The sequence below is a fragment of the Providencia sp. PROV048 genome, assembly GCF_033688165.1.
GTDB lineage: Bacteria > Pseudomonadota > Gammaproteobacteria > Enterobacterales > Enterobacteriaceae > Providencia > Providencia hangzhouensis.
In genome coordinates, this window is sequence record NZ_CP096360.1 from 1,736,409 (window position 1) to 1,760,816 (window position 24,408).

A 24,408-nucleotide genomic window follows, 5' to 3' on the forward strand; every position below is an offset into this window, starting at 1 on the left:
AATGCCAACGTATACTGATAAATAATTATAATGAGTATGCGGAATGAGAATTTTATTGGTTGAAGATCATGACGAGTTGTCATTATGGTTACAGAAGGCCTTATCGTCATCTGGGTTTGCGGTTGACCTTGCTAGTGATGGTGCGATAGCAGACCAGCTATTACAAACTGAACGCTATGAATTAGTCGTGTTAGATGTATCACTTCCGAGAATGAGTGGGCTTGAGGTATTGGCGCAAATGCGCAAACGGCATCAAGAAACCCCCGTCTTGTTACTAACGGCGAATTCCGACGTAGCCGACCGTGTACAAGGGTTAAATGCAGGGGCTGATGACTACCTGACGAAACCTTTTGATATTGCGGAATTAGAAGCGCGTCTTCGTGCTTTATTACGGCGTAGCCAAGGGCAAGTTAATGAGTCACAACAGTTTGGTTTACTTAGTTACCATGAGGACGGTTATTTTTTATTAGGCGAAGAGCCGTTAGGCTTAACACCAAGGGAATATGCGGTGTTAAACACCCTATTTCATCGACGAGGTCGGCCTGTTTCTAAAATGCAATTATTTGAACAGGTATTTTCGCTGTCAGATGAAGCCAATTTACAAAGTATTGAGTTATATGTTCACCGTGTAAGAAAAAAACTTGCCGGTTCGGATGTTAACATCAATACCTTACGCGGATTGGGATACCGATTAGAGCAGTGTAGTGTATGAAATTAGTCGCTCATCCACGCTCTCTCTTTCATCAGTTACTGCTCTTTTTCGGTATCCCCCTCATTTTGTTGGGGAGTTTTTCGGTTTATACCCACTATTACAGTGCAAAAAATGCTGCAAATTTAGCCTATGATCGAACGTTACTAGCTTCAGCTCGAACAGTTGCAGAACGCTTACAAGTGGTAGATGGGCATCTCTCGGTGAATGTGCCTTATGTGGTGCTCGATAGTTTCGAACTAAATAATAATGACCGAATTTTTTATCAAGTTATCTCTCCTGACGGTGAAACTATCTCTGGTTATGACGACTTACCGCCAATTCCCCCTTATTGGATGCGTTCACAGCACTATACTGCGCTAGTTTATTTTTATGATGCACAGTATAAAGGTTTACCTATTCGTATTGCTGCGTTTTATCAACCGATTAATGAAGGTGGCATCACTGGGATGGTTGAAATTCGTGTTGCGGAAACGGTCTATTCGCGGCAAGATCTCGCTAATCAATTATTAATTTCTGCCTTGATGAGCCAAGGTACCGTGGTACTTTTAACCATGGTGCTTGCCTATATTCTACTTAGTAAGCTGCTGGCACCGTTGAAAAGATTATCTCACTTAATGTTAGGCCGTTCTGCCAATGATTTAACACCCTTGCCAGATTTACTGCCGTGGTCGGATTTATCGCCATTAATTGATGCATTAAACCGTTATATTTCTCGCCTAAAGCGGATGGTTAGACGACAAGAACGCTTTAGTGCAGATGCATCTCACCAATTAAAAACACCTTTAACCGTACTAAAAACCCAAGTTTCGGTTGCCATTAATAGTGCAGACGAAAGTCAACGGCAACAAAGTTTACAAGCTATTGATAAAACCCTCGATAATACGATCATTTTGACGGATAGGCTTTTGCAGTTATCTCGCTTAAAAGCACATGAAAAAGAAGCCATCACGCAATATCGTGCAGTTAATTTAGTGGAAATTGTTCATCAAACGTGTTTTACCCGCTTAGCGCAGGCAGAAAGCCAAAATATTGATTTAGGCTATGAAGGGTTAGACGTAGCATGGATAAAGGGAGAGCCTATTTTATTGGCTGAGATGTGTGCAAATTTAATTGATAATGCGATTAAATACACGCCTGCAAATGGAGTGGTCACCGTTCGAGTGGTCAGCAGTGATGACCATCTTCATTGGGTCTTAGAGGTTGAAGACTCTGGTCCTGGGATCCCAGATGCGAAAATTAACCGTTCTATGGAAGCCTTTACTCGTTTAAATAATGCGTTAGGTAAGGAAGGCGCTGGCCTTGGGCTGGCGCTTGTGAAAGATATTGCTAGCTATCATGGTTCTGAACCTCAATTATTAAAAAGTAAATTACTTAATGGATTATTGGTTAGAATCGCATTTAAAGCCAGCCAAGCGCCGTGGTAAGACAAACGCCCTTACTAAGGCGTTTCTCTGGTGACAAAGTCTAAACGCAGTAAAAGCTAGATACGTTTAGTTTCACATTGATATTAATATCTGCGATAGCGTGTTATTTGAAGGTTCGTGTTTGAAATCACAGGTTATTGTGTTTTGTTCGAGGCTTGCTATTGAGGATGATAATAATGATTCTGAATCTAACTTATTGTCTTCATTAAGAAATATATTAGCTATAGCTAGCGCTGTGTCATTTTTTACTTCATTAATAAATGTCTCGATTGATTCTATTTTTAAATCTGTGTTGTATATTTCATCAAGCAAAGCCGATATGTCTTGGGAAATCAAATTTGAATCTTTATTTTCTGAGTGCTCTTGAATGTATGTCACTAGATCATTTTTTGCACTAGCAAGTTTTTCTTCTTGTAAATATGTAGTATCAACAGATTCTGATTTCAATTTTTGTATTTTGTTTAATTGTAAGCGTTGATTAGTGATATCTAGCAATGCATCTTTAATCGTTTGACAATAGGTTTCCTCGCTGACATTAGATGTGACAGATTTTAATGGGACATGATTATATACGTTAGAAATAAAGTCATCTCTTACTGCGGTTAGATATTCTTTCTCACGTAAAACCTCAGATATATTGATATTGTTTTCACTTTGTTGTAACTCTTGGTTCGTATTTAGGGTTAAATTTGAAATCATAGTAAACACTCCATGTTAATAATTTTTAAATATTTCATTACTGTGGTCGTAGTTAATTAATATAACCTACTTAAAATTAGGTGACTAATTTTTATTTGGTATGGAAGTATTGTTGATATCATTTGAAATATTGCTAACTATCATGGTTCTGAACCTCAATTATTAAAAAGTAAATTACTTAATGGATTATTGGTTAGAGTCGCATTTAAAGCCAGCCAAGCGCCATGATAACAGAAACCACCTAATTCAGTAGGTGGTTTAAATAATAGTAAAATACAAATCTAGTGAAAATAAAAATACGTGTTAATCCCGTAATGGGATAAATACAGGCATTGATTTGTTATGCAATGGTTGGTCGTATACATCGCTAATTATTGTGTCTTGTGGAAATTCAGCCATGATAGATGATAATAAGGATTCAAAGTCTTTATTATTTCCATTACCATCAGTGAAATTGAATTCATCAGCTCTCTCGTTAATGCGAGTTTTAATTGACATTATTTTTGATTTTTTATTCATGATTTCAATAATTAATGGTGTTATTTCTGAGGAAATTGATTTTTTGTCTTTATTTTCTGAATGAGTATAAATATATTGAGAAATCTCTTTTTCTGTCTGAACAATTTGTTTTTCTAACGAATGAATATCATTGATATATTCTAGTATCTCTGAGTGTTCTTTTGAACTGTACATTTTAGTTAAACTCCCTAACTGTTCAGTTAAGTCTAATAATGTATACATTTTTCCTTTAACTGTTTGATAATATGCATCTTCACCAACAGCAGACGAAGTTGATTTTAAAGGGATCTTTATATGAATGTTAGAAATTAAATTATTTAATTCATTTTTTAATAGTTTTTTTTCTACTGCTAGCATATATATGTTATCTTTTTTATCACCAACGTTATTGGCATAAGAGCCTATTTTACTTGGTTTAGAAGATGGATATAAGTGACTGTTTAATTCTAAACTAACAAACTTTTGGAGTGTTTTTGTTCTAAGGAATTCATCATGAAACTGAGTTGTTAATTCTTCAATGCTATCATGAGTTTTTTTCTCTTGAGCTAATGTCCTATTTTCAATAATATAATTGGCTAAATCTTCTTTTACACTCAATATGTCTTTTTCTAACTGGGAACGATTAATTAAATATGTAGACTGGTCGTAATATAAACCCGCTTCTTTTTTTATTTCTACATTGATACGCGCTTCAAGTTTATTGAATAATGTTTCTAATTTATTATCAATGTCTTTTTGGTATTTCTGTTGTCTATCAGGAGTAAGTTCTAATAATTTATCAATCGGGAGTATGTGATTATCCAATGTTTTTTGAGCATTAATTTTTATTTTTTTTAAGTTACTAATTGACTGGTTTAATTCAGTTAATAATTTAAATTCTTTATTGTTTTGGTAGTCGCTCTCCTGATAGTTAAGGTAAAAGTCTTTATCTTGTTCAAAGTGGTTATGAATATCATCTAAGTATTCAAAGTTTTTGATTTTATCAAAACTATCATGTGAATATTGAATTTCTGTATATTGGGTGTTTAATTTTGTTGTGCATTTTATTAACTTATCGACTGTATGATTACTTGTTGAATGCATTATGCTATTGCTGTTAAGTTCTTTTAGCAGCTGTTCTATGTTGCTTTTACTTTTCTTGGCATCGGTATATAAATCATTCATATGACCTTCTGCATAGAATGTTTTTTCCATGAGTAAAAACCTATTTTGCACATTTTCAGTCATTTTCTGTGTGTATTGCTGAGACAATTGATAGCTATCGTTTAGATTAGAATTAAACTGATCAAGTTCTGTGCCTATAGCATTTTGAATAATCGGGTTCTTGTGATAAGAAATGTTATCAGGTAAGATAAATTTCTCTCTCATATTACTCAGTAGATTTAATAAGTCTGCTTTATATTGCTCAATTAAGTCGAAGGTATTAAGTTTAATAGATGACGAGGTTATAGGTAATGTATAATAATTTTCCATTTTTGTGTGTTTACTATGTAACTTTTGTAATACTTCAAAATTTTTTGTCTGCTTGTCAGCTTGTTCGATAAGTTTAAGTTCTAACTCTTGTAATTTGTACCATTCATCAGATTTACCCATCTTAAATATATCTTTTAAATTATCAATTTTAGCTAACAAATTATTAAATATTTTTTTGTTGTGTTCTGAATTTTTGCTTATGTGCTCATATACCCCTTCTAGGTAAACGACATTTATTGATGGTTTCTTTCTAATTGACAAGGTTGCTGAATAGTCTATTTCTTTAAATATGTTTTGGTTTTTTATACTTCCTAATGATGCCCGATTTTTATTAAATGTAGAGCTCATAGTAAACACTCCGTGTTAATGGTTATTGAAATTTGCATATATATAGATGCCAATAAAATATAATCTAACAATAAGAAGTAGACTAATTTTTATTTTATATAAAAATGCGATTAGTATAATTTAAATTATTAGCAATGAAATTTTTAGCAATCTCATAAGTGGAGGGAATGATATTGTTTTATTTAGATATAAAAATGATAATTGTAGATAGGTTAAGGCGCTAAAGGAAGTTAGCGCCTTTATAATTCAATTATTGGTTAATTAGACTAAAATCCCACTCTTTTAGTGCGTTGATTGAGTCTTTGTCTTGGTATTTTGCGCCAAGTTCAAGGTAATCATGGGCTTTTTGGATATCGTCTTTACTTTTGGTACCGACCCAGCCGTTATAATACATATAAGCAAGTTTGTATTTTGCCATCGCATGGTGAGTACCTTGTTCGAGGTCTGTCATATCGTAATATTTTGCTGCACGGACATAATCTTTTGGCACACCTTGGCCAAAATAGAGCATATCCCCGGCTAAATGAGCGGTGTTACTGTCATTTTGTTGTGCGCCTAAATCAAAATAATAAAGCGCTTTCGGGAAGTCTTTTTCTATACCGCGCTCATTATCTTTACGATAAAGATTACCTAAAATATTATAAGCGCGAGGATAGCCATTTTTCCCTGCTAATTCATAATAATAGATCATCTTTTGGGTATCTTCAGGCACTCGTTCACCACGTGCATAAGCGATACCTAATGAGAAGGCTGACATTTTGTCGCCTGCCTCAGCTTCGATGCGCTGCTTTTCAATTTGCTCGGCGAAACGACCATATTTCTCATAGGCTTTTTCATCGGCAACTTGTTTTTCAATTGCTTGTTTATCTTGGGCTGAAAGTGTATCCATTAGCTCAATAGAACTTGGTTTTTTATCAAGTTGTAATGCATAGTAATAGGCTTGCTTGGCATCGCCTTTTTCTACATAAGCCTGATAAATTGCATCAAGTGCGTGAGTTGGGTGGTAATTTAACGAAATTTGATACCATTCGATGGCTTTGTTAATATTTTTATCAATATCACAATCGCCTTTTAAATAGAGGGTTCCCATCTCTTTGGAAAGACTTTCTGGATAATGAATATAGTGTTTGTCGGTATTTTTCTGGAAATTGCTTTTTTCAATCCATTCCTTCAAATACCGGCTTGCTTTATCCATATCCACATTATCGCTGTTTCCACAATATTGGCCAGGATAGTAGATTTGATAGAGTTTCTCCGTTGCGGCTAAATCACCTTTATCGTAAGCTTGTTGTAAATAAGTTAAGGCTTTAGCGTTATCACTATTTACGTAATAGTAATACAGATTAATTAAAGCTTTGGTACGAGTGTTTTCTTCACTTAGCAGCAGCGCTAAATATTTTTGTTCGTCTTTAGGGCGATTAAGCTCTCTTTTTTTATCTTTAATTCCATCTCGATACAAATCCACCAATGCATCGAAGGCATTATTAGAAACCTTATCATCAGCTGATTTCATACCCTCTTGTAGATATTGAATGGCTAAATCATATTCAGGAGAGCCAGAGAGAATTTTGTTATCATATAAATACGTTCTGGCTAGTTGAACTTTAGAGAACAAATCACCTTTTGCTGCACCTTCAACGTAATTCTGGCGTTTTTCTTGGTTATCCTTAGTAACCGAATCAAGCGGTTGATAAGCGGCTAAATTGCCAGCCTTGATACTTTTCTTATACCAATCTTGCGCCGCGAGATCTCTACCGCGCGAACTATACCAATCCCCGAGTTTAATATAAGCAGAGGTATCGCCTTTTTTGGCAGGAACAACGAGAGTTTCATAGACTTCAATATAATCATCAACCCGTTTTGGATTCGAATGTTTACGTAAATAAACGATGGCCTCATCCCAGTCAGGTTCCATTACCCAAGCGTTTTTTTCTTCATTTAGCACGCCCATATATCGCATCTCACTATAGAGAGCGATTGCGTGGTCATTACCTTCATCACTAGCTTGTTTCAGGTATTTAGCCGCTTCAAGGCGATCTTCTTTGACACCTTGGCCATAGAAATAAGCTCGACCCACTTTGTATTTTGCTGAAGGACTTTCATTGAGCATTTTCATGCCAATGTCATAATCATCCATATATTTGATGAATTCATTGCCCCAGCTTCCTGCTTTAAGGTAATACTCACGTGCTTTTTGTCGATTAGGCTCAACAAGCTGGCTGCCATTTAAATACTGATGTGCCAGTTTACGGGTATAGTCTTTACTGCCAATCGCTGCTAATTGGTCGTAATAACCTAGGATTTTTGCTTTATTTGCATTGAGATATTGATCCTGTTGGTAATAATCAATGAGTTCTTCAAGTGCACTTTCTTGATTGAATTTTGCACTTTTCTCTAAATATTCAAGCCACTTTTTCTGGTCGACTTTTTGCCCATAATTACCATATTTGTAAGCATTGGCGAGCGTACGTAACGCATCAGGGTCATTCTGTTTCGCTTTTAGTTGAATATTGGCAAATGAAGCTTTGGCTTTTTCAATTTCTCTTTTACGTGATTTTAAAAAGCTAAAATCAGGGTCAGAAATTTGGTTGTAATAGAAAAGGGCGGTATCATAATTGGCATCTTCGCCGTAGTTACCTTCTTGATATATTTCCCCTAATTCATATAAGCAGCGGTTATTTTTGAGTGGCGCACATTTTTTATATTGAGGAACTAAATCTTTTGCGGTAAGCCCAGTAATTTGCTGGAAGCGAGATTTGTAATACGCCTTATCATTGTGATAAGTAACGCCATCAAGGTTTTGCGCGATATATAAATAAGCAGATGCACTACCCAATTCTGCAGCTTTTAAAATATAATCGTACAATGGTTTTATTTCAGCATCACTTAAGGTATCAACATTAGTTAATTGAGTGAGTTTGTTTATCCCATATAAATAGGTGATATCAGCATCATTATTAATCAGCGGTTCAATTAATTTTTGAGCTTCAGCATGGTTATCATATAAAGCCATTTTGACTAATAACGCTTTTGTGTCAGCGCGATTTAAACCTGCTTTTAATAAAATATCTTTAGCGATTTGTAACTGACTTGGAAGTAATTCGGCTTGTGCTTGAGATGAATGGAGCACATTGACTATTAGGTTAGCTATTTTATTGGTTTCTGTTGGCCGGTATTTTAATAATGCTGCAGCATAATAAACCTGGCTATTATAATTTTGTTTGATTGATTTTTCATATAAATCAAAGGCCTGATCACTATTTTTCTCTGCATCTTCTTTTAGTAAATAGTCAGCATACAAATAAGCTAAGGCGTAATTTTCGCGTTTAATGACATCGTTTTTGAGGATATCGACAATCGTTTTTTCATCGATAAGTGCTTTAATATCATAGCGATAATATACTTGAACTAATAAGCGATCGGCTGTTGATGGGTAATCGTTTTCATTAAGGTTGTCGATGAGTAATTTAGCGGCTTTCTGCACATCCTGCTTAGTACCAAAAGCATTAATATAATAACGCGCTAATTGCATCTGAGCATCATAAGTGGGGTCTATGCGATTTGCTTTTTCTAAAGCAGCGAAGGCTTTTTCTGGCGAAAATAATGGGCTACCTTTAGCACTATAAACTTCACTTGCTACCACTAAAGCATCTGCGGAGTTCGGGTATTTTTCCATTAAAATAGGAGTGTATTTGGCGACAATACCACTCAGTTTTTTGTTTGGAAAATCGTAACTGGAGATTGCTCTCTCGTTGATGGTAACAAGTGCGTTTAAGTCGCCAAGATCTGCGGCAGCGGTGAGATATTTTTCAGCTAAAGCGTCATTTCGCTTAACATCGCTAAATGTACGGCCAGAATACACGTTATAGGCTTGATACATCGCGGGAGGGTATTGGCCATCAGCGGCATCAGTTAAATCCTGAATGCGGTCGGTGTCAGCTTTGTAATTTAAATATAAGGCTTTAGGGTGTTTAGCTTCCACAAGCGGTCGCAGATAAACTATCGCACGGTTTTTATTTCTCCGCACGCCATCGCCGGTCATATATTTTTGGTACAAAGCATAGATGGCGTTCTCATCACCACGGCTCGCCCGTTCTTCTAAATTAGTGATGACTTTTTGTTTTTCTTCTTCTGTTTGTGAACCATACAATGATAAAGCCCCTGGCTCTAATTCACTTGCGTCAGAAATGTATTCTAATGCAGAGGAAAAAGAGAGGCGTTCATATTTTTTGGCTAACAGCGGATTTGGTGGTACGCCGTTACCACCTTCTTCATATATCGACGCGAGTAACATCGCGGGTAAGGGAAAGTCGTTGCTGACAAGCGGTGTTAATATTTCAACGGCTTTCTTACTGTCATTTTCAAAGTCATGAGCGATATAGCCCAAAGCAAATTTTGCCAGTTTTGAGCCTTGGTTAGAAGCCAACGTAAAATATTGGCGAGAAAGTTCGATATTTTGTGGAACTTGTTCGTATTTATCAGCTAAATAAATACCCCCAATCATTTCTTGTGCTTCTTTGACACCGAGATTAGCCGCTTTAGTTAAAGAAATTAAACCGTTTTCATCAGTAGAAGTGTCTTCTATTAGGTGTTTATAACGAAAAAAGCCAAGGTTATATAATGCATTTTTATTGTTATCTTCCGCCGCTTTAATTAGCCAGTTTTGGGCTGCCACATCATCAGTTTTTGTGCCAATACCCTCTTTATACATCATGGCTAAGGCAAAAGCGGATTGTGAGTCTTTATCTGCGTTTTTTTGGAATTGTTCAAATGCAGCTTGAGATTCACCTTGTTGATATAAGTCGTAGCCTAATTGTGAGGGAGAGGATGAGTTGGTGGTATTGATGAAATAAATGCCAATGGCTACAGCAATTATTATCAATATGAACAACCCAACTTTGAACGGCTTAGTCATTGTCATTCCTTATTATGGTGGTTACTTGCCACGATCCATTTAGGTTTATCGCATTATCACGGCTTATTGAGTGGAGTTAATACTCCTAAAGGGGTATTTAATTTTGCTTAAGTCTAATTGGAATTCCAGAAGATTCAATCGGATTATCCTCTATCTGAAAAACGGTAATTCGATAAATCATATCAATGGTGGGCGAATTAAAGGTGATTTGAGAGGGATTTAAAATGTCACAAAGTATTAATGGTAAGGAATATGAAGGGGAAATAAACAAAGGAATGGCGAGGATTTCAAACATAGCCCCACAAAGTGGGGCATATGAGTGACGACATTGCATTTATTGCTTTTGTAATTCTATTCTACTGGCAAGAATCTTCTTGAACCACCTTTTTTCACGGCGGAATAATTCTGTCAGTGGTGTACGTAATTGTTGCGCTAACATTACCCCGAGTAATACCACACCACCACCGATTAAATGGTAGCTTTTAAGTTCTTCACCCAAGGCGAAAATAGCGATAATGGCAGTGAAAACGGGAGCTAGGTTCATAAAAATAGAGGTTGTATTCGCACCAAGGCGCATAACACCTTGGATCCACAATGCCGGAGCAACAATGGAGGCGGCAATCCCTGCAAATACCACTAAACCGATATTTTGGCTGTTCAGAGAGACATCTTCAGCTAGCAAGAAATTAGGGAGTAGCATGATAACGCCAAAGAAAACCTGAACGTACAGCGAGTCCCAACTAGATAATTGGATTGACCAACGCTTAGTCAGTACACCGTACAGGGCGTATGCAGCTGACGCAACCAACATCATGGCTTCCCCTTGACCTAAGCCTTGAGAAAATAACGCACTTGGGCTTCCTTGGCTCACTAACCATACTAATCCACATAATGAAAGAATTGAGCCTAATATAATCCCCACAGTAGGAATAACGCGTAGCACAAAGATACTAATAATTACTGTTAGTAATGGGATCATTGAATTCATAATTCCCATAAAGGTCGCACTTACGCTGTGAGCCGCATAATAAGCTAAACTTTGGTATAGCATCATCCCTAGCGCGCCTAAAATGGCGAGTTGCCACCAATGTTTCATAACCGTTTTAAAGTTTCGGAGCACCGAACGTAATACGAAAGGAGTCATGACAAGAAATGCCAATGCCCAACGGTAAAATGAGATTGCCGCAGGGTCAATGGCAGTGGATGCCGCTTTGTTAACAATGGCATTAATTGACCATAATAAAACCGCAATCAGCGGAAAAAGAAGATTCTTCATTAAAACATTCTCCCATATTGAATGGGCGCTAGTATACATCTGTCCGATTTTTTATATATACTGATAACCAGACAACCGATAACGCTTTTCAGACAGGAACCATGGAAAACTTAAAATCAGACATTTGGCAAATCAGTGAATGTAATATCGCAGAGCCTGAATTGGTGGCTTTTCGGCACGAGCAAACCGCGGCCCTCACTGAGTATAAATCCCATTCACACCCTTTTGGGCAAATGCTGTATGTGGTCTGTGGCATTATGGAAATGGAGGTGGCTGGTCAACATTATCTAGCGCCGCCAGAGTTTTGCATTTGGATCCCAGCGAACATTCCCCATGCTAGCTTTAATAAAGAAAGTGTCAAATTTCGGATCATCGATTTTTCTCATGAATATAACCAAGTGCTTGCCCAGCGGCCTTGTGTGATTAAGCTTAGCCCTATATTTCAGTCAATTATGACGGATATGTACCAACGCGGTATTGTTCAGCCTGAAACAGAGCAAGACTTACGTTTGGCTCATGTGCTGATTGACCAATTTCCATTGTCCCCTTGCCAAGATACTTATTTGCCTATTTCAAAAGACAAATTTCTTGCCCCAATCTTATTAGAGTTACAAAGCGACCCAGCTGATAACACGACGTTAGCACAATGGGCAAAACGCTATTATACATCGGAACGCACGTTATCAAGACGCTGCCAGCAAGAATTAGGTATGTCGTTTAGTGAATGGCGTCAACGCTTGCGATACTTACATGCCGTTGCCGGGTTAGAAAAGGGGAAAAGTGTCCATGAAGTCGCATTGGATGTTGGGTATAGCTCGGCATCCGCCTTTATTGCGATGTTCCAGCAGATATCAGGTGTCACACCAGACCGTTTTCGAGCGAAAGAATTTGACGTAGAAGGCAACCTATCATAGGCATCTGGCTTAAACCGTGGCAAAATATTGTTCCACTTATCTATATAACGACACAATACAAAAAAGTTATTGATTGGGACAACAGCGTGAAAATTTTAGTCGATGAGAATATGCCATATGCTCAAACTTTATTTAGCGAGCTTGGTGAAGTGAAAGCAGTACCGGGACGTCCTATACCAGAACAAGAATTAATTGATGCAGATGCATTAATGGTGCGTTCTATCACTAAGGTTAATGAATCACTGCTTGGTAATACGCCAGTTAAATTCGTTGGAACCGCGACAGCCGGTTTTGACCATATTGATACCGAGTGGTTATCGGCGGCAAATATTGGTTTTTCATCAGCGCCGGGTTGTAATGCGATAGCCGTTGTTGAATATGTGATTTCCTCACTATTATTGCTAGCGGAACGCGATAACTTTGATTTGCGTGATAAAACAGTTGGCATTATTGGCGTTGGCAATGTCGGAGGGCGCTTAGCCGCTAGGTTATCGGCTTGGGGCGTCAAAACATTACTCTGCGACCCACCGCGAGCAGCCAAGGGGGATGACGAGTCATTCGTTTCTTTTGATGATATCCTTGAGCACGCTGATGTCATTACCTTTCATACTCCGCTGAATATGTCAGGCGAATATCAAACTTTCCATTTAATGGATGAAACGCATTTAGAAAAATTGCGCGATGGTACCATTTTAATTAACGCAAGTCGGGGTGAGGTGGTTGATAATAAAGCCCTATTATCTGTACTTAACCGGGGAAAAAAACTGAGCGTTATCTTAGATGTGTGGGAGCCAGAGCCTGATTTAGATACGGCACTTTTAGCATTAGTGGATATTGGCACGCCGCATATTGCAGGCTATACGCTAGAAGGTAAAGCCCGAGGAACGACGCAAGTTTATGAAGCTTACTGCCAGTTTCTCGGCAAATCGTCACAAGTTTCTCTTTCATCATTACTGCCTAAGCCAGATATCAATCAATTGACTTTCAATGGTAAATTAACGCAAAACCAGCTCAAAAGGTTAGTGCATCTCGTGTATGATGTGCGCCGAGATGACGCTGCGTTAAGAGCGGTTGCAGGGGGCAAAGGCGAATTTGATAAACTGCGCAAAAATTACCAAGAACGCCGTGAATGGTCATCCCTTGAAATTATTTGTGATCATGAACAAACGGTATCGCAGCTGAATGCGCTGGGTTTTAAGACTCGTTTAACCCACGCATAATAAATGTAGTTAAAATGAACATCTAATTAAATAGCCCCTAATAATTGGGGGTTGTTTGATTTTTTTATTTTTTAGAGGAATAGCCATGACTGAAGGTTGGAATATTGCAGTATTAGGCGCAACCGGTGCTGTAGGTGAAGCGATTATTTCACTGTTACAAGAAAGAGAATTCCCAGTCGGCGAATTGTATTTACTTGCCAGCGAGCGTAGTGCAGGGGAGAGCGTACGCTTTAATGGTAAAAGTATTCAAGTTGAAAATGTGACCGACTTTGATTGGTCACAGGCACAAATTGCCTTTTTTGCAGCCAATGAAGGTGTCAGCCTACAATATGCCGAATTAGCGGCACAAGAAGGGTGCATTGTCATCGATACGAGTGGCGTATTTGCTCAAGAACCGGATGTGCCGTTGGTCGTGCCAAATGTGAATCCGCACGTGCTAGCTGATTATCGCAACCGTAATATTATTTCATTGGCAGATAGCTCGGTAAGCCAACTATTAACAGCAATTAAACCGCTGGTAGATGCCGCAGGGTTAGGGCGTATTACCTTAACAAATATGCTGTCGGTTTCCAGTTATGGTAAAGCCGCCGTAGACGAGCTGGCAGGGCAAAGTGCGCGTTTATTAAATGGTATCCCTGCGGAAGAAGGCCGTTTTAGTAAGCAATTAGCGTTCAATATGTTGCCATTACTGGCGGATATGGAAGGTAGTGTCGTTCACGAACGTCGTTTGGTTGAGCAAGTGCGTAAGGTGCTGCAAGATGATGGCTTACCAGTGGCGGTGAGTTTTATTCAATCCCCTGTTTTTTATGGGAATGCGCAAGTCGTTCATTTAGAAACTTTGCGCCCAATGAGTGCAGAAGAAGCGAACGAAGAACTTGAACGTTTTGAAGATATTCAGGTCTCAGAAGAGGGTGATTATCCTACACAGGTGACTGAAGCGTCAGGTAATGACCAATTAAGCATTGGTTGTGTACGTAATGACTATGGCATACCTGAAATTTTACAATTTTGGTCAGTGGCTGATAACGTGCGTTTCGGTGGGGCACTGATGGCGGTAGAAACAGCAGAAAAACTGGCTCAGGAGCTGTTTTACTAATGTCTAAGCCTACACAGTTGTATCGAATCGCATTAGGTATTGAATACAACGGCAGTCGTTATTTTGGTTGGCAGCGTCAGCAAGAAGTGAAAAGTATTCAAGGTTGTTTAGAAGAAGCCTTGTCAAAAATTGCAGCGGAGCCAATTAGCGTGTTTTGCGCAGGGCGCACAGATGCAGGTGTTCATGCTACAGGGCAAGTGGTGCATTTCGAAACCTCTGCCATCCGCAAAGAAGCGGCTTGGACTATGGGGGCGAATACGCATTTGCCCCCTGATATTGCTGTCCGCTGGTGTAAACCGGTGGCCGAGGAGTTTCATGCACGCTTTAGTGCAACAGCGCGTCGATATCGCTACGTGATTTTTAATCACCGTTATCGGCCAGCAATTTTATCGAGTGGCGTAACGCACTTTCATTATCCACTCGATGAAAAAAGAATGCATGAAGCGGCACAGGCGCTATTGGGTGAGCGTGATTTTACCTCATTCAGAGCAGTCCAGTGTCAGTCGAAGTCGCCATGGCGTAATGTGATGCATGTGAATGTCAGTCGCCACGGTCATTATGTGGTGGTAGATATCAAAGCCAATGCGTTTGTTCACCATATGGTGAGAAATATTGTCGGAAGTCTGTTGGAGATTGGTTGTGGCAATCAAAACATTGATTGGATGGCGCATCTTCTTGAGTTAAAAGACCGTACCAAGGCAGCTGCAACCGCAAAAGCGGAAGGGCTGTATTTAGTGAGTGTCGATTACCCAGAGAAATTTGAGTTACCTCAGAATGTGATGGGGCCGCTTTTTCTGGCAGATGAACTGATGTAAAGCGAATTTTTATTTATCTCATAATTTTTGTAAATAGCATGGATGCTATTATCAATGAGGATTTTATGGAATTTATCACTTTTATTATCGACTTTATTTTACACATCGATGTCCATCTTGCTGAACTGGTCAGAGATTATGGTACATGGGTCTATGGTATCCTATTTCTGATCCTATTTTGTGAAACAGGGTTAGTGGTCACACCATTTTTACCTGGAGATTCGTTATTATTTGTTGCTGGCGCGATTGCGTCATTAGACAGCAATGACCTGAATGTCCATTTAATGGTCGCTTTAATGATTACGGCAGCGATTATTGGTGATGCTGTAAACTACGCAATTGGGCGTATTTTTGGTGAGAAATTATTCAGAAATCCAGACTCGAAGATTTTTCGTCGTGTTTATTTAGATAAAACTCATGCTTTTTATGAAAAACATGGCGGTAAAGCGATTATACTGGCACGCTTTGTGCCGATAGTCAGAACTTTTGCACCATTCGTTGCAGGAATGGGGAAAATGTCTTATCGTCACTTTGCTTTTTATAATGTGACGGGCGCGTTTATTTGGGTATTATTATTCACTTATGCGGGTTATTTCTTTGGTGAATTACCGTTCGTGCAAAACAATTTGAAATTACTGATAGTCGCGATTATCTTTGTTTCAATTCTGCCGGGTGTGGTTGAAATTATTCGTCATCGTCGAATAGCGGCGAAAGAAAAGCGTGCGGCAGCGCAAAAAATCGATAACCGCTAAGCGGTTTAACAAGTTTTTATCTACAGTGAGATATCATTGTGGTTTAATGGCAAAAAATTACATACTGGTGATAACCAGAGTGAATCAGACAAAAAGGTCCATTAATGAGCTGGATTGAAAAAATTTTAAAGAAAGGTAACTTGACCCAATCACACAAAGCCAATATCCCTGAAGGGGTTTGGACCAAATGCGATAGCTGTGGGCAAGTATTATATGGTGCTGAATTAGAGCGTAATTTATCCGTGTGTCCAAAATGTGACCACCATATGCGAATTCACGCACGTCAGCGCTTAGAAACCTTCCTTGATGAAAACTCAACAACGGAATTGGGCAGTGAACTTGAGCCAAAAGATATTCTTAAGTTCAAAGATTCAAAAAAATATAAAGACCGTATTGCTGCTGCGCAAAAAGAAACAGGTGAAAAAGACGCGATCATCGTGATGAAAGGCACGTTGAAAGGTATGCCTGTGGTGGCTGCGGCGTTTGAGTTCGCTTTTATGGGCGGTTCAATGGCCTCTGTTGTTGGCGCGCGTTTCGTGCGTGCAGTGGAGCAAGCTCTGGAAGATAACTGCCCGTTGGTTTGTTTCTCTTCAAGTGGTGGTGCGCGTATGCAAGAAGCGCTGTTATCATTGATGCAGATGGCAAAAACCAGTGCAGCTTTGGCAAAATTGCAAGAACGTGGTTTACCTTACATCTCTGTATTGACCGACCCAACCATGGGTGGGGTGTCTGCAAGTTTAGCGATGTTAGGGGATATTAATGTGGCAGAGCCGAAAGCATTAATTGGTTTCGCAGGGCCACGTGTTATCGAACAAACGGTTCGTGAAAAGTTACCGCAAGGTTTCCAACGCAGTGAATTCTTACTTGAGAAAGGCGCGATTGATATGATAGTTCGCCGCCCTGAGATGCGTGATCGCTTAGCTGAAGTGTTAGCGATGTTAACCAATAAACCAAGCTTTAATGAGACACCTATCATCGTAGCGGAAACGGTTGAAATCGACATTAACGCCGTTGATGAACTTGATGCCCAAGAGCCAAAAAAGGATTCTGAAAAGCATAAAAAAGATGATGAGTAATCTAATCATTCCTAATGCCAAGTCTCCATTGGAGGCTTGGCTTTCTTATCTCACCGACTTACATAGTCAAAATATTGATATGGGGTTGGAGCGAGTCGGTCAAGTTGCTAGGAAAATGAACCTAACGCAACCTGCACCTAAAGTTATCACTGTCACTGGGACCAACGGAAAAGGGACAACTTGCCATACGCTAGAGTCTATTTTTATGGCATCTGGGTTAAAAGTTGGGGTTTACAGTTCACCGCACCTTATTCGTTATACCGAACGCGTTCGTATTCAAGGCCAAGAGCTCCCTGAGTCTGATTTCTGTGAAGCATTTGCCACAATTGAAGCACAACGTGCAGATATTTCTCTCACCTATTTTGAATACGGCACCTTGGCGGCGTTACAATTATTTAAGCAAGCTAAACTCGATATTGTGATTTTAGAAGTCGGTTTAGGCGGTCGGTTAGATGCGACCAATGTCGTTGATGCGGATATTGCGGCGATCACCAGTATTGCCTTAGACCATACAGATTGGTTAGGTGCAGACCGTGAACATATTGGTTATGAAAAAGCCGGTATTTTCCGCAAAAATCACTATGGAGTGGTCGGTGAACCGGACATGCCTGCTTCAATTGCCCAAGTGGCTGAGCAGCTAGGTACACAGCTATTTCGCCGTGGTACGGATTGGCAATACAGTGAGCAAGCAAATAGCTGGTCATGGAAAAGTTCACAGCGTGAATGGCATGATTTACCGTTACCCAATGTACCTTTAGCGAACGCAGCAACAGCGCTGGGTGTGGTGAGTTGCTTATTGGAAATTGATGCTGATATTGCCCAAAAAGTGACTGAGTCCGCTATTCATCAAGGTTTGAAATCTGCTCAATTACCGGGGCGCTTCCAAATTATTGGTGAAAAACCGTTAATGATATTGGATGTAGCGCATAACCCCCATGCCGCAGGGTACTTAGTCAGTAAATTAGCGGCCTTACCGGAAACTAAAAACCGTCGCATTCTCGCGGTGGTAGGGATGCTAGGCGATAAAGATATCAAAGGGACGCTTGAGTGCTTATCACAACAAGTCACCGACTGGTACCTTGCGCCATTAACTGAGTTTAGGGGAGCAGATGTGGCCCAACTTAGTCAATATTTACCCACAGCTAACCAGTTTGAAAGCGTAGAAAAAGCGTGGCAGCAAGCTTGCGTCGATGCTAATGAGCAAGATGTGATTGTGGTGTGCGGGTCATTTCATACCGTCGCTCACGTTATGATGTTATTGGAAAATCAAGAAGGATAGTGCCGGTGGCTAGTAAATTTCAGAATCGACTTGCTGGCGCCATTGTGCTTGTTGCAGTGGGTGTCATTGTGCTTCCTGCTCTGCTTGATGGCGATAAGAAATACAATGAAAATGAATTTGCGGCCATTCCTATTATCCCTAAACCAGGTGATGAAGAAGACATTGAGGCAATAGCGCCTATTGTAAGTACGACAACAACAGCTTCTTCAGAAGGGGCTTCTGAAGCCATGTTATCAGAAGCGATTACGCAGCAGCAAAACGAACAGGTTGAAACACGGCCATCGACGACAACTCCCGCACCAAGCGTAGTTGAACCCACAAAGCCAGAACCGAAGCCTGAGCCTAAAGTTGAGCCGAAGCCACAACCGAAACCTGAACCTAAGCCCGAGCCGAAATCTCAGCCACAAGGCAAAGCATTTGTGGTGCAAGTCATCGCATTGAACAATGCGAGTAAAGTTGAGGAGATAGTCGCACAGCTCAGGTTGTCTGGTTACCAAGTTTATACTGTTCCTGCAAAACCAGTGAATAATAAACTCACGCGGATTTACGTAGGGCCTGAGGCCTCAAGGCAAAGGCTAGAAGCGGCTTTACCAGAACTGAATAGGATTACGGGAACAAAAGGGATAATTCAAAGCTATAAACCTTAAAATAGAATTTAAATAATCCCTAAAAGGTAAGGGGATTTAGTAACTTACTGCGGCGATTATGATTTTTTCTTTTCGCCGCTATTTTTTTTAATTTGATAGAAAAATGGTTACGCAAACGTTTTCGTTTTCTGTTAGAATGCACTTCGCTGATGTCGCGAGTGCGAATTTTGGAATGGAATATGGTCTGGATAGATTACACAATTATCGCCATTATTGGCTTCTCGGCATTAGTTAGCTTGATCCGTGGGTTTGTACGAGAGGCGCTCTCACTGGTTACATGGGGCTGTGCTTTTTTTGTTGCAAGTACGTTTTATCCTTATTTAGCTGACTATTTTACTCGCTTTGAGGATGTGCTGGTTAGAAATGGCATTGCTATCGCCGCACTGTTTATTGCCACTTTGATTGTTGGCGCAGTCGTAAACTATGTGATTAGCTCATTAGTACAAAAAACGGGGTTGTCAGGCACAGATCGTGTTCTGGGGATCTGCTTCGGTGCGTTGCGTGGTGTATTGATTGTTTCGGCATTGCTGTTTTTTCTCGATACCTTTACACCATTACCTCAAAGTGAGGACTGGCAGCGTTCGGAACTTATTCCGCAGTTCAGTCATATAATCAGGTGGTTTTTTGACTACCTGCAAAATGCGTCAAGTTTCCTACCGGAGAACATTTCTCCGTCTGGCTGATGAGGAAAGACTAAATGTGCGGTATTGTCGGTATCGCCGGTGTTACACCGGTAAACCAATCAATTTATGATGCTCTCACGGTGCTTCAACATCGTGGGCAAGATGCAGCAGGTATTGCCACTATTGATGGCAAAAACAACATTCGTTTACGCAAAGCAAATGGCCTTGTTAAAGATGTGTTTGAAACACGTCATATGCTGAGATTACAGGGCTGCATGGGGTTAGGGCACGTCCGTTACCCAACGGCAGGTAGCTCAAGTGCTTCCGAGGCGCAACCTTTCTACGTAAACTCACCTTTTGGTATTACACTTGCGCATAATGGTAATCTGACAAACGCTCATGAACTCACTCGGAGTTTATTTGAAACAGCGCGCCGCCATGTTAACACCACTTCTGATTCTGAAATATTACTGAACGTATTAGCCCATGAGCTGGATAGGTTTGATCATTTCCCTCTCGAGCCAGACAATGTTTTCAGTGCTGTGTCCGCGATGCACAAAAAATTACGCGGTGCGTATGCTTGTGTGGCATTAATTATTGGCCATGGCATGTTAGCCTTCCGTGATCCTCACGGTATTCGTCCGTTAGTATTAGGGCGCCGCATTACTGAAAGTGGTGAACATGAATATATGGTCGCTTCTGAAAGTGTTGCGCTTGATACTTTAGGTTTCGAGTTTTTACGCGATGTGGCGCCTGGCGAAGCGGTATATGTGACAGAAAAAGGCCAATTATTTACACGCCAATGTTCTGATAACCCGCAATTAACCCCATGTATTTTTGAGTATGTCTATTTTGCTCGCCAAGACTCTTTTATTGATAAAGTGTCTGTGTATAACGCAAGGTTACGTATGGGGCAAAAACTGGGCGCTAAAATTGCTCGCGAATGGGAAGATTTAAACATTGATGTGGTAATTCCTATCCCAGAAACATCGTGTGATATCGCGCTAGAAATCGCACATATTCTGGATAAACCATACCGCCAAGGTTTCGTGAAAAACCGCTATGTAGGCCGTACATTTATCATGCCGGGTCAGCAAGAACGTCGTAAATCAGTCCGTCGTAAGCTTAATGCGAACCGTGCAGAGTTTCGTGATAAAAACGTCTTACTCATTGATGACTCCATTGTTCGCGGCACAACATCTGAGCAAATCGTTGAACTCGCGCGTGAAGCCGGAGCAAAAAATGTTTACTTTGCCTCAGCGGCACCCGAAGTGCGTTTCCCAAACGTATATGGCATTGATATGCCAAATGCAAATGAATTGATTGCACACGGGCGCGAAGTGGATGAAATTCGCAAACTTATCGGCGCAGATGGGCTAATTTTCCAAGATTTAACGGATTTAGTCGACGCGGTGCGTGAAGAAAACCCTGAAATTACAGAATTTGAGTGTTCCGTGTTTGATGGTATTTATGTGACCAAAGATATCGACCAAAGTTATTTAGACTACCTAGAAAACTTACGAAAAGACGATGAGTTAAAGTTGAAGGATCAGAGTGAGGTTGAAGACCTAGAGATTTATAACGAAGGCTAAATTTTCGTCAATTTTCGTCATAGTTTGGGCTACAGCGTTGTTGGCTTCACAAATTCGCCCTAGTCACGTAGTTTTCTACGCTCCTAGGGTCTCTTTGCTAGCCGCCTAGCTGTAACCCTAACTATATAGAAAATCCACAGTGATTCTGATTTTTCCCATCTTTAATCTGTAGCCTAAAATATCAAGAAAACTATGACGTCAAATGAAGGCCTAAGTTACAGTTATATCTGATTTAAAATACGTAAAAATCGAGTAAGCTAGAGGGACATTAACTGCCTATTTGGAGCGATATATGGCTGATTTCAACTCCCTTCCTGATGTGATTAAACCTTTTGTAGATAAAATCAAATCCACTAAAAAATCCCTTGTTGAAATGACGTTAACCCCAGTTGAAGACTATATTTTATGGGATAGTCGTGTTGGGGGAATGCCGTATTTGCCACTAAATGAAAAATATCCGACGAATATCGAAGGGATGCCACTCAAGTTGCTTGCCCAAATTAACTTTGCACAAATGCCTAAATTAGAAAATTACCCTGAAAAGGGGATTTTACAGTTTTTTATTGGTGGTGATGACTTATATGGAGCCGACTTTGAACACAGGCAAAAACAGGAAGATTTCCGCATTATTTATTGGGAAGATATTATTGAAGATGCCAGCCAATTAACTCAAGATTTTTCTGCCGTGATTGCGGCTCATTCCGATGATTACTATACCCCTATAGATCACCAATACAGTATTGAATATACGCCTGCGGAACAGTTCATCAGCATCGATGATTTCCAATTTGGTCAGAAAATATTAGGGGTTGATAACCTCTATGATTATGAAGAGCAATTTGAAGGGGAAGATTTTTACGATGAATGGGTTGAGCCCTACAGTGATACGTTTGAATCAGGGGCACACTGCATCGGCGGCTATCCGTTTTTCACTCAAACCGACCCAAGAGAATACGAAGAAGATATTCAACAATATGAATTGCTTCTACAAATAAATACCGATTATGAAATAGGGATCATGTGGGGAGATATGGGAGTCGGTAATTTCTTTATTCACCCAGATGACCTGAAAAAACGTGATTTTAGTCGTGTGGTGTATAATTGGGATTGCGGCTGATCCAGAAATCCTTTTTGCCTTTTAACCTGTAGCGTTGTTGGCTACAGGCTAAAATAATGAGTGAGTTATTAGTCGCCTATTTAATTAATTTTAATGCTTTCTTTGCATCTGCAACCGTGGCGTATTTCGTATATAATGCTCGATTATTGTTTGCTAGGGTGGTTAGGTAGGGAAATGAAGAAACTTATCATTGGGTTAACTGGCGCGAGTGGGGCTATTTATGGTGTCCGCTTGCTTGAAGTGTTGAAACCGCTCAAAGGTGTAGAAACCCATTTGGTGATGAGTGCGGCCGCCCGTCAAACATTAGCACTTGAAACAACTTACACGGTGAAAGACGTTCAACAGTTAGCCGATCATAACTATGACAGTCGTGATATTGCTGCAGCGATTTCTTCCGGTTCGTTCCGTACTGCTGGGATGGTGATCATGCCCTGCACCATGAAAACGTTATCAGGTATTGTTCACAGTTATACTGATACGTTGGTCACTAGGGCGGCGGACGTAGTGCTTAAAGAAGGTAAAAAATTGGTGTTAGGTGTACGCGAAACGCCATTGCACGTCGGCCATTTACGTTTGATGGTGCAAGCGGCGGAGATGGGAGCCGTGATTATGCCTCCCATGCCTGCGTTTTATCACCAGCCTGAAACTATTCAAGATATTATTGACCAAACAGTTAATCGTATCCTTGATCAGTTTGATATCGAACTGGAACAAGACCTATTTCATCGTTGGCAGGGGGCGAAATAACCCTTACTCATCAGTATGTGGAATAAGTAAGTCAGTTAGCGCTTCTTTTAACTCGATATGTTCAAATTGAAAGCCTGCCTCTTCTAACCGTTTGGGGATCGCCTGTTGGCCACCCAATACCAGCGCTGCGGATTCCCCCATGATGGCCTTAATCACAAAAGCGGGCGTTCGTACAAATGAAGGACGATTAATAACTTCACCTAACGTGGCGGAAAATAGGTCATTATGGACTGGATAAGGTGAGGTCATATTAAAGGGGCCAGAAAGCGTTGGGTTATCTAATAAAAAACAAATTGCACGAACCATATCGTTGATATGTATCCACGGCATGTATTGTTTCCCGTCACCAATTGGCCCACCTGCACCCATTTTAAAAATGGGGAGAATTTTGGCAAGTAAACCGCCATTCGCTGATAACACAAGGCCAGTGCGTAATAAACAAACGCGAGTTTTTTCTGACTGAGCATTAGCGGCTAAAGCTTCCCAATGCTGTGTGAGTTGGTGAGTAAATTCATCATGGGGCTGTTCGTCTTCGGTAACGACCGATTGGCCCTGATTGCCATAATAGCCGACAGCAGAGCCCGATAAAAATACCCGGGGAGGGGTTTCACTGGCTGTGATTAACTCACTAAGCTGCTGAGTTAACTTCCAACGGCTATCACACAGTAACTTTTTTTGTTCCTCTGTCCAGCGCTTATCAGCAATAGGTTCGCCTGCTAGGTTAATGACAGCATCGAAGTCATTTAAGTGGGTTTTACCATTGAGAGACGTCCAGCACTCAACAGCCTTGCAAAACTGGCTATAAACTTTTTGTGGAGAGCGGCTTAATACAGTAACCTGATGCTCAAGAGAAATCAGTTTTTGGATTAGTGGTGTTCCGATTAGCCCGGTGCCGCCTGTTATGAGTATCTTCATCGCCATCCCCGTCATATTTCAAACTGCAGCGTTGTTGCTTACGTTTTGTCACCTTAGTCACATACTTGTGTATGCTCCTAAGGCTGCCATCTCTTGGCGCCTAGCTGCAATTTGAACTATTTAGGGGATATCCCTGAGATCAGTAACAAACTACAGCGTTATGATTTAACTATAGCATTTGTGAACACAATTTGTATGATTTGCTTAGCCTGCCTTTAAAAAATTCGGTTTCATTATCACTGTAATAAG

The 24,408-nt window shown here is 40.1% G+C and carries 19 protein-coding genes; 14 read left to right on the plus strand and 5 right to left on the minus strand.

The features are described from left to right. Positions 1–43 precede the first annotated feature (43 nt). Entirely contained in the window at positions 44–712 is a 669-nt protein-coding gene (tctD, locus tag M1F26_RS07535; protein ID WP_004257247.1) for a transcriptional regulator TctD, read from the plus strand. Then, positions 709–2,136, plus strand: coding sequence for a sensor histidine kinase (locus tag M1F26_RS07540; RefSeq protein ID WP_140172351.1), 1,428 nt, complete (start codon positions 709–711; stop codon positions 2,134–2,136). Before tctD ends, M1F26_RS07540 begins: the two co-directional genes overlap by 4 nt. Positions 2,137–2,208: 72 nt before the next feature. Here the strand turns inward: M1F26_RS07540 and M1F26_RS07545 are convergent, their stop codons facing one another. The 4 genes from M1F26_RS07545 to M1F26_RS07560 form a co-directional block, all read right to left on the minus strand. Then, positions 2,209–2,835, minus strand: coding sequence for a hypothetical protein (locus M1F26_RS07545; protein WP_140172352.1), 627 nt, complete (start codon positions 2,833–2,835; stop codon positions 2,209–2,211). Between the two features lie 303 nt (positions 2,836–3,138). Beyond that, complete coding sequence (locus M1F26_RS07550) at positions 3,139–5,175, minus strand: hypothetical protein (RefSeq protein ID WP_140172353.1); 2,037 nt, start codon at positions 5,173–5,175, stop codon at positions 3,139–3,141. Positions 5,176–5,425: 250 nt separating this feature from the next. Beyond that, the gene (locus tag M1F26_RS07555) at positions 5,426–10,090 is read right to left on the minus strand and encodes a tetratricopeptide repeat protein (protein WP_227528927.1); all 4,665 of its coding nucleotides are present in this window, start codon (positions 10,088–10,090) and stop codon (positions 5,426–5,428) included. 334 nt (positions 10,091–10,424) lie between these two features. Continuing rightward, positions 10,425–11,366 (minus strand): DMT family transporter, encoded by a 942-nt coding sequence (locus M1F26_RS07560; RefSeq protein ID WP_318837667.1) that lies wholly within the window; start codon positions 11,364–11,366, stop codon positions 10,425–10,427. A 101-nt stretch (positions 11,367–11,467) separates the two neighbouring features. Here M1F26_RS07560 and M1F26_RS07565 point away from each other — a divergent pair, with 101 nt between their 5' ends. The 12 genes from M1F26_RS07565 (at position 11,468) to M1F26_RS07620 (ending at position 23,244) form a co-directional block, all read left to right on the plus strand. After that, on the plus strand, positions 11,468–12,280 hold the full coding sequence (locus tag M1F26_RS07565; RefSeq protein ID WP_004257268.1) for a helix-turn-helix transcriptional regulator: 813 nt from the start codon (positions 11,468–11,470) through the stop codon (positions 12,278–12,280). Between the two features lie 86 nt (positions 12,281–12,366). Beyond that, positions 12,367–13,500: a 4-phosphoerythronate dehydrogenase PdxB gene (gene pdxB, locus M1F26_RS07570; RefSeq protein ID WP_140172355.1), complete on the plus strand. Its 1,134-nt coding sequence runs from the start codon at positions 12,367–12,369 to the stop codon at positions 13,498–13,500. Positions 13,501–13,585: 85 nt separating this feature from the next. Then, positions 13,586–14,596 (plus strand): aspartate-semialdehyde dehydrogenase, encoded by a 1,011-nt coding sequence (locus tag M1F26_RS07575; RefSeq protein WP_140172356.1) that lies wholly within the window; start codon positions 13,586–13,588, stop codon positions 14,594–14,596. Then, positions 14,596–15,411 carry a tRNA pseudouridine(38-40) synthase TruA gene (gene truA, locus M1F26_RS07580; protein WP_140172357.1) on the plus strand — a complete coding sequence of 272 codons (816 nt, stop codon included), beginning with the start codon at positions 14,596–14,598 and terminating at the stop codon, positions 15,409–15,411. The genes M1F26_RS07575 and truA overlap by 1 nt, the downstream gene beginning before the upstream one ends. Positions 15,412–15,476: 65 nt before the next feature. Further along, positions 15,477–16,163: a DedA family protein gene (locus M1F26_RS07585; RefSeq protein ID WP_140172358.1), complete on the plus strand. Its 687-nt coding sequence runs from the start codon at positions 15,477–15,479 to the stop codon at positions 16,161–16,163. A 104-nt stretch (positions 16,164–16,267) separates the two neighbouring features. Continuing rightward, a complete protein-coding gene (gene accD, locus M1F26_RS07590) occupies positions 16,268–17,239 on the plus strand; it encodes an acetyl-CoA carboxylase, carboxyltransferase subunit beta (protein WP_140172359.1) in 972 nt (323 codons plus the stop codon). Beyond that, on the plus strand, positions 17,229–18,518 hold the full coding sequence (folC, locus tag M1F26_RS07595; protein ID WP_110591922.1) for a bifunctional tetrahydrofolate synthase/dihydrofolate synthase: 1,290 nt from the start codon (positions 17,229–17,231) through the stop codon (positions 18,516–18,518). Before accD ends, folC begins: the two co-directional genes overlap by 11 nt. Before the next feature lie 5 nt (positions 18,519–18,523). Next, on the plus strand, positions 18,524–19,165 hold the full coding sequence (gene dedD, locus M1F26_RS07600) for a cell division protein DedD (protein ID WP_036957975.1): 642 nt from the start codon (positions 18,524–18,526) through the stop codon (positions 19,163–19,165). Positions 19,166–19,344: 179 nt separating this feature from the next. Beyond that, positions 19,345–19,848, plus strand: a complete 504-nt coding sequence (cvpA, locus tag M1F26_RS07605; protein ID WP_004257304.1) for a colicin V production protein — start codon at positions 19,345–19,347, stop codon at positions 19,846–19,848. Between the two features lie 14 nt (positions 19,849–19,862). Then, positions 19,863–21,380, plus strand: a complete 1,518-nt coding sequence (gene purF / locus M1F26_RS07610; protein WP_004257307.1) for an amidophosphoribosyltransferase — start codon at positions 19,863–19,865, stop codon at positions 21,378–21,380. Positions 21,381–21,672: 292 nt separating this feature from the next. Next, a complete protein-coding gene (locus tag M1F26_RS07615; RefSeq protein ID WP_140172360.1) occupies positions 21,673–22,497 on the plus strand; it encodes a YwqG family protein in 825 nt (274 codons plus the stop codon). A gap of 174 nt (positions 22,498–22,671) precedes the next feature. Further along, positions 22,672–23,244 (plus strand): UbiX family flavin prenyltransferase, encoded by a 573-nt coding sequence (locus M1F26_RS07620; RefSeq protein WP_036957976.1) that lies wholly within the window; start codon positions 22,672–22,674, stop codon positions 23,242–23,244. Between the two features lie 3 nt (positions 23,245–23,247). Here M1F26_RS07620 and M1F26_RS07625 read toward each other — a convergent pair whose 3' ends face one another. Further along, positions 23,248–24,159 (minus strand): TIGR01777 family oxidoreductase, encoded by a 912-nt coding sequence (locus tag M1F26_RS07625; RefSeq protein ID WP_094962708.1) that lies wholly within the window; start codon positions 24,157–24,159, stop codon positions 23,248–23,250. Positions 24,160–24,408 lie beyond the last annotated feature (249 nt).

Excerpts from the sequence above, each read along its gene's own strand:
- purF (WP_004257307.1), top strand. The coding sequence starts at position 19,863 with ATGTGCGGTATTGTCGGTATCGCCGGTGTTACACCGGTAAACCAATCA.
- tctD (WP_004257247.1), top strand. The coding sequence starts at position 44 with ATGAGAATTTTATTGGTTGAAGATCATGACGAGTTGTCATTATGGTTA.
- M1F26_RS07620 (WP_036957976.1), top strand. The coding sequence starts at position 22,672 with ATGAAGAAACTTATCATTGGGTTAACTGGCGCGAGTGGGGCTATTTAT.
- M1F26_RS07540 (WP_140172351.1), top strand. The coding sequence starts at position 709 with ATGAAATTAGTCGCTCATCCACGCTCTCTCTTTCATCAGTTACTGCTC.
- M1F26_RS07550 (WP_140172353.1), bottom strand. The coding sequence starts at position 5,175 with ATGAGCTCTACATTTAATAAAAATCGGGCATCATTAGGAAGTATAAAA.
- M1F26_RS07585 (WP_140172358.1), top strand. The coding sequence starts at position 15,477 with ATGGAATTTATCACTTTTATTATCGACTTTATTTTACACATCGATGTC.
- cvpA (WP_004257304.1), top strand. The coding sequence starts at position 19,345 with ATGGTCTGGATAGATTACACAATTATCGCCATTATTGGCTTCTCGGCA.
- accD (WP_140172359.1), top strand. The coding sequence starts at position 16,268 with ATGAGCTGGATTGAAAAAATTTTAAAGAAAGGTAACTTGACCCAATCA.
- M1F26_RS07560 (WP_318837667.1), bottom strand. The coding sequence starts at position 11,366 with ATGAAGAATCTTCTTTTTCCGCTGATTGCGGTTTTATTATGGTCAATT.
- folC (WP_110591922.1), top strand. The coding sequence starts at position 17,229 with ATGATGAGTAATCTAATCATTCCTAATGCCAAGTCTCCATTGGAGGCT.
- truA (WP_140172357.1), top strand. The coding sequence starts at position 14,596 with ATGTCTAAGCCTACACAGTTGTATCGAATCGCATTAGGTATTGAATAC.
- M1F26_RS07615 (WP_140172360.1), top strand. The coding sequence starts at position 21,673 with ATGGCTGATTTCAACTCCCTTCCTGATGTGATTAAACCTTTTGTAGAT.
- M1F26_RS07555 (WP_227528927.1), bottom strand. The coding sequence starts at position 10,090 with ATGACTAAGCCGTTCAAAGTTGGGTTGTTCATATTGATAATAATTGCT.
- M1F26_RS07625 (WP_094962708.1), bottom strand. The coding sequence starts at position 24,159 with ATGAAGATACTCATAACAGGCGGCACCGGGCTAATCGGAACACCACTA.
- M1F26_RS07545 (WP_140172352.1), bottom strand. The coding sequence starts at position 2,835 with ATGATTTCAAATTTAACCCTAAATACGAACCAAGAGTTACAACAAAGT.
- M1F26_RS07565 (WP_004257268.1), top strand. The coding sequence starts at position 11,468 with ATGGAAAACTTAAAATCAGACATTTGGCAAATCAGTGAATGTAATATC.
- M1F26_RS07575 (WP_140172356.1), top strand. The coding sequence starts at position 13,586 with ATGACTGAAGGTTGGAATATTGCAGTATTAGGCGCAACCGGTGCTGTA.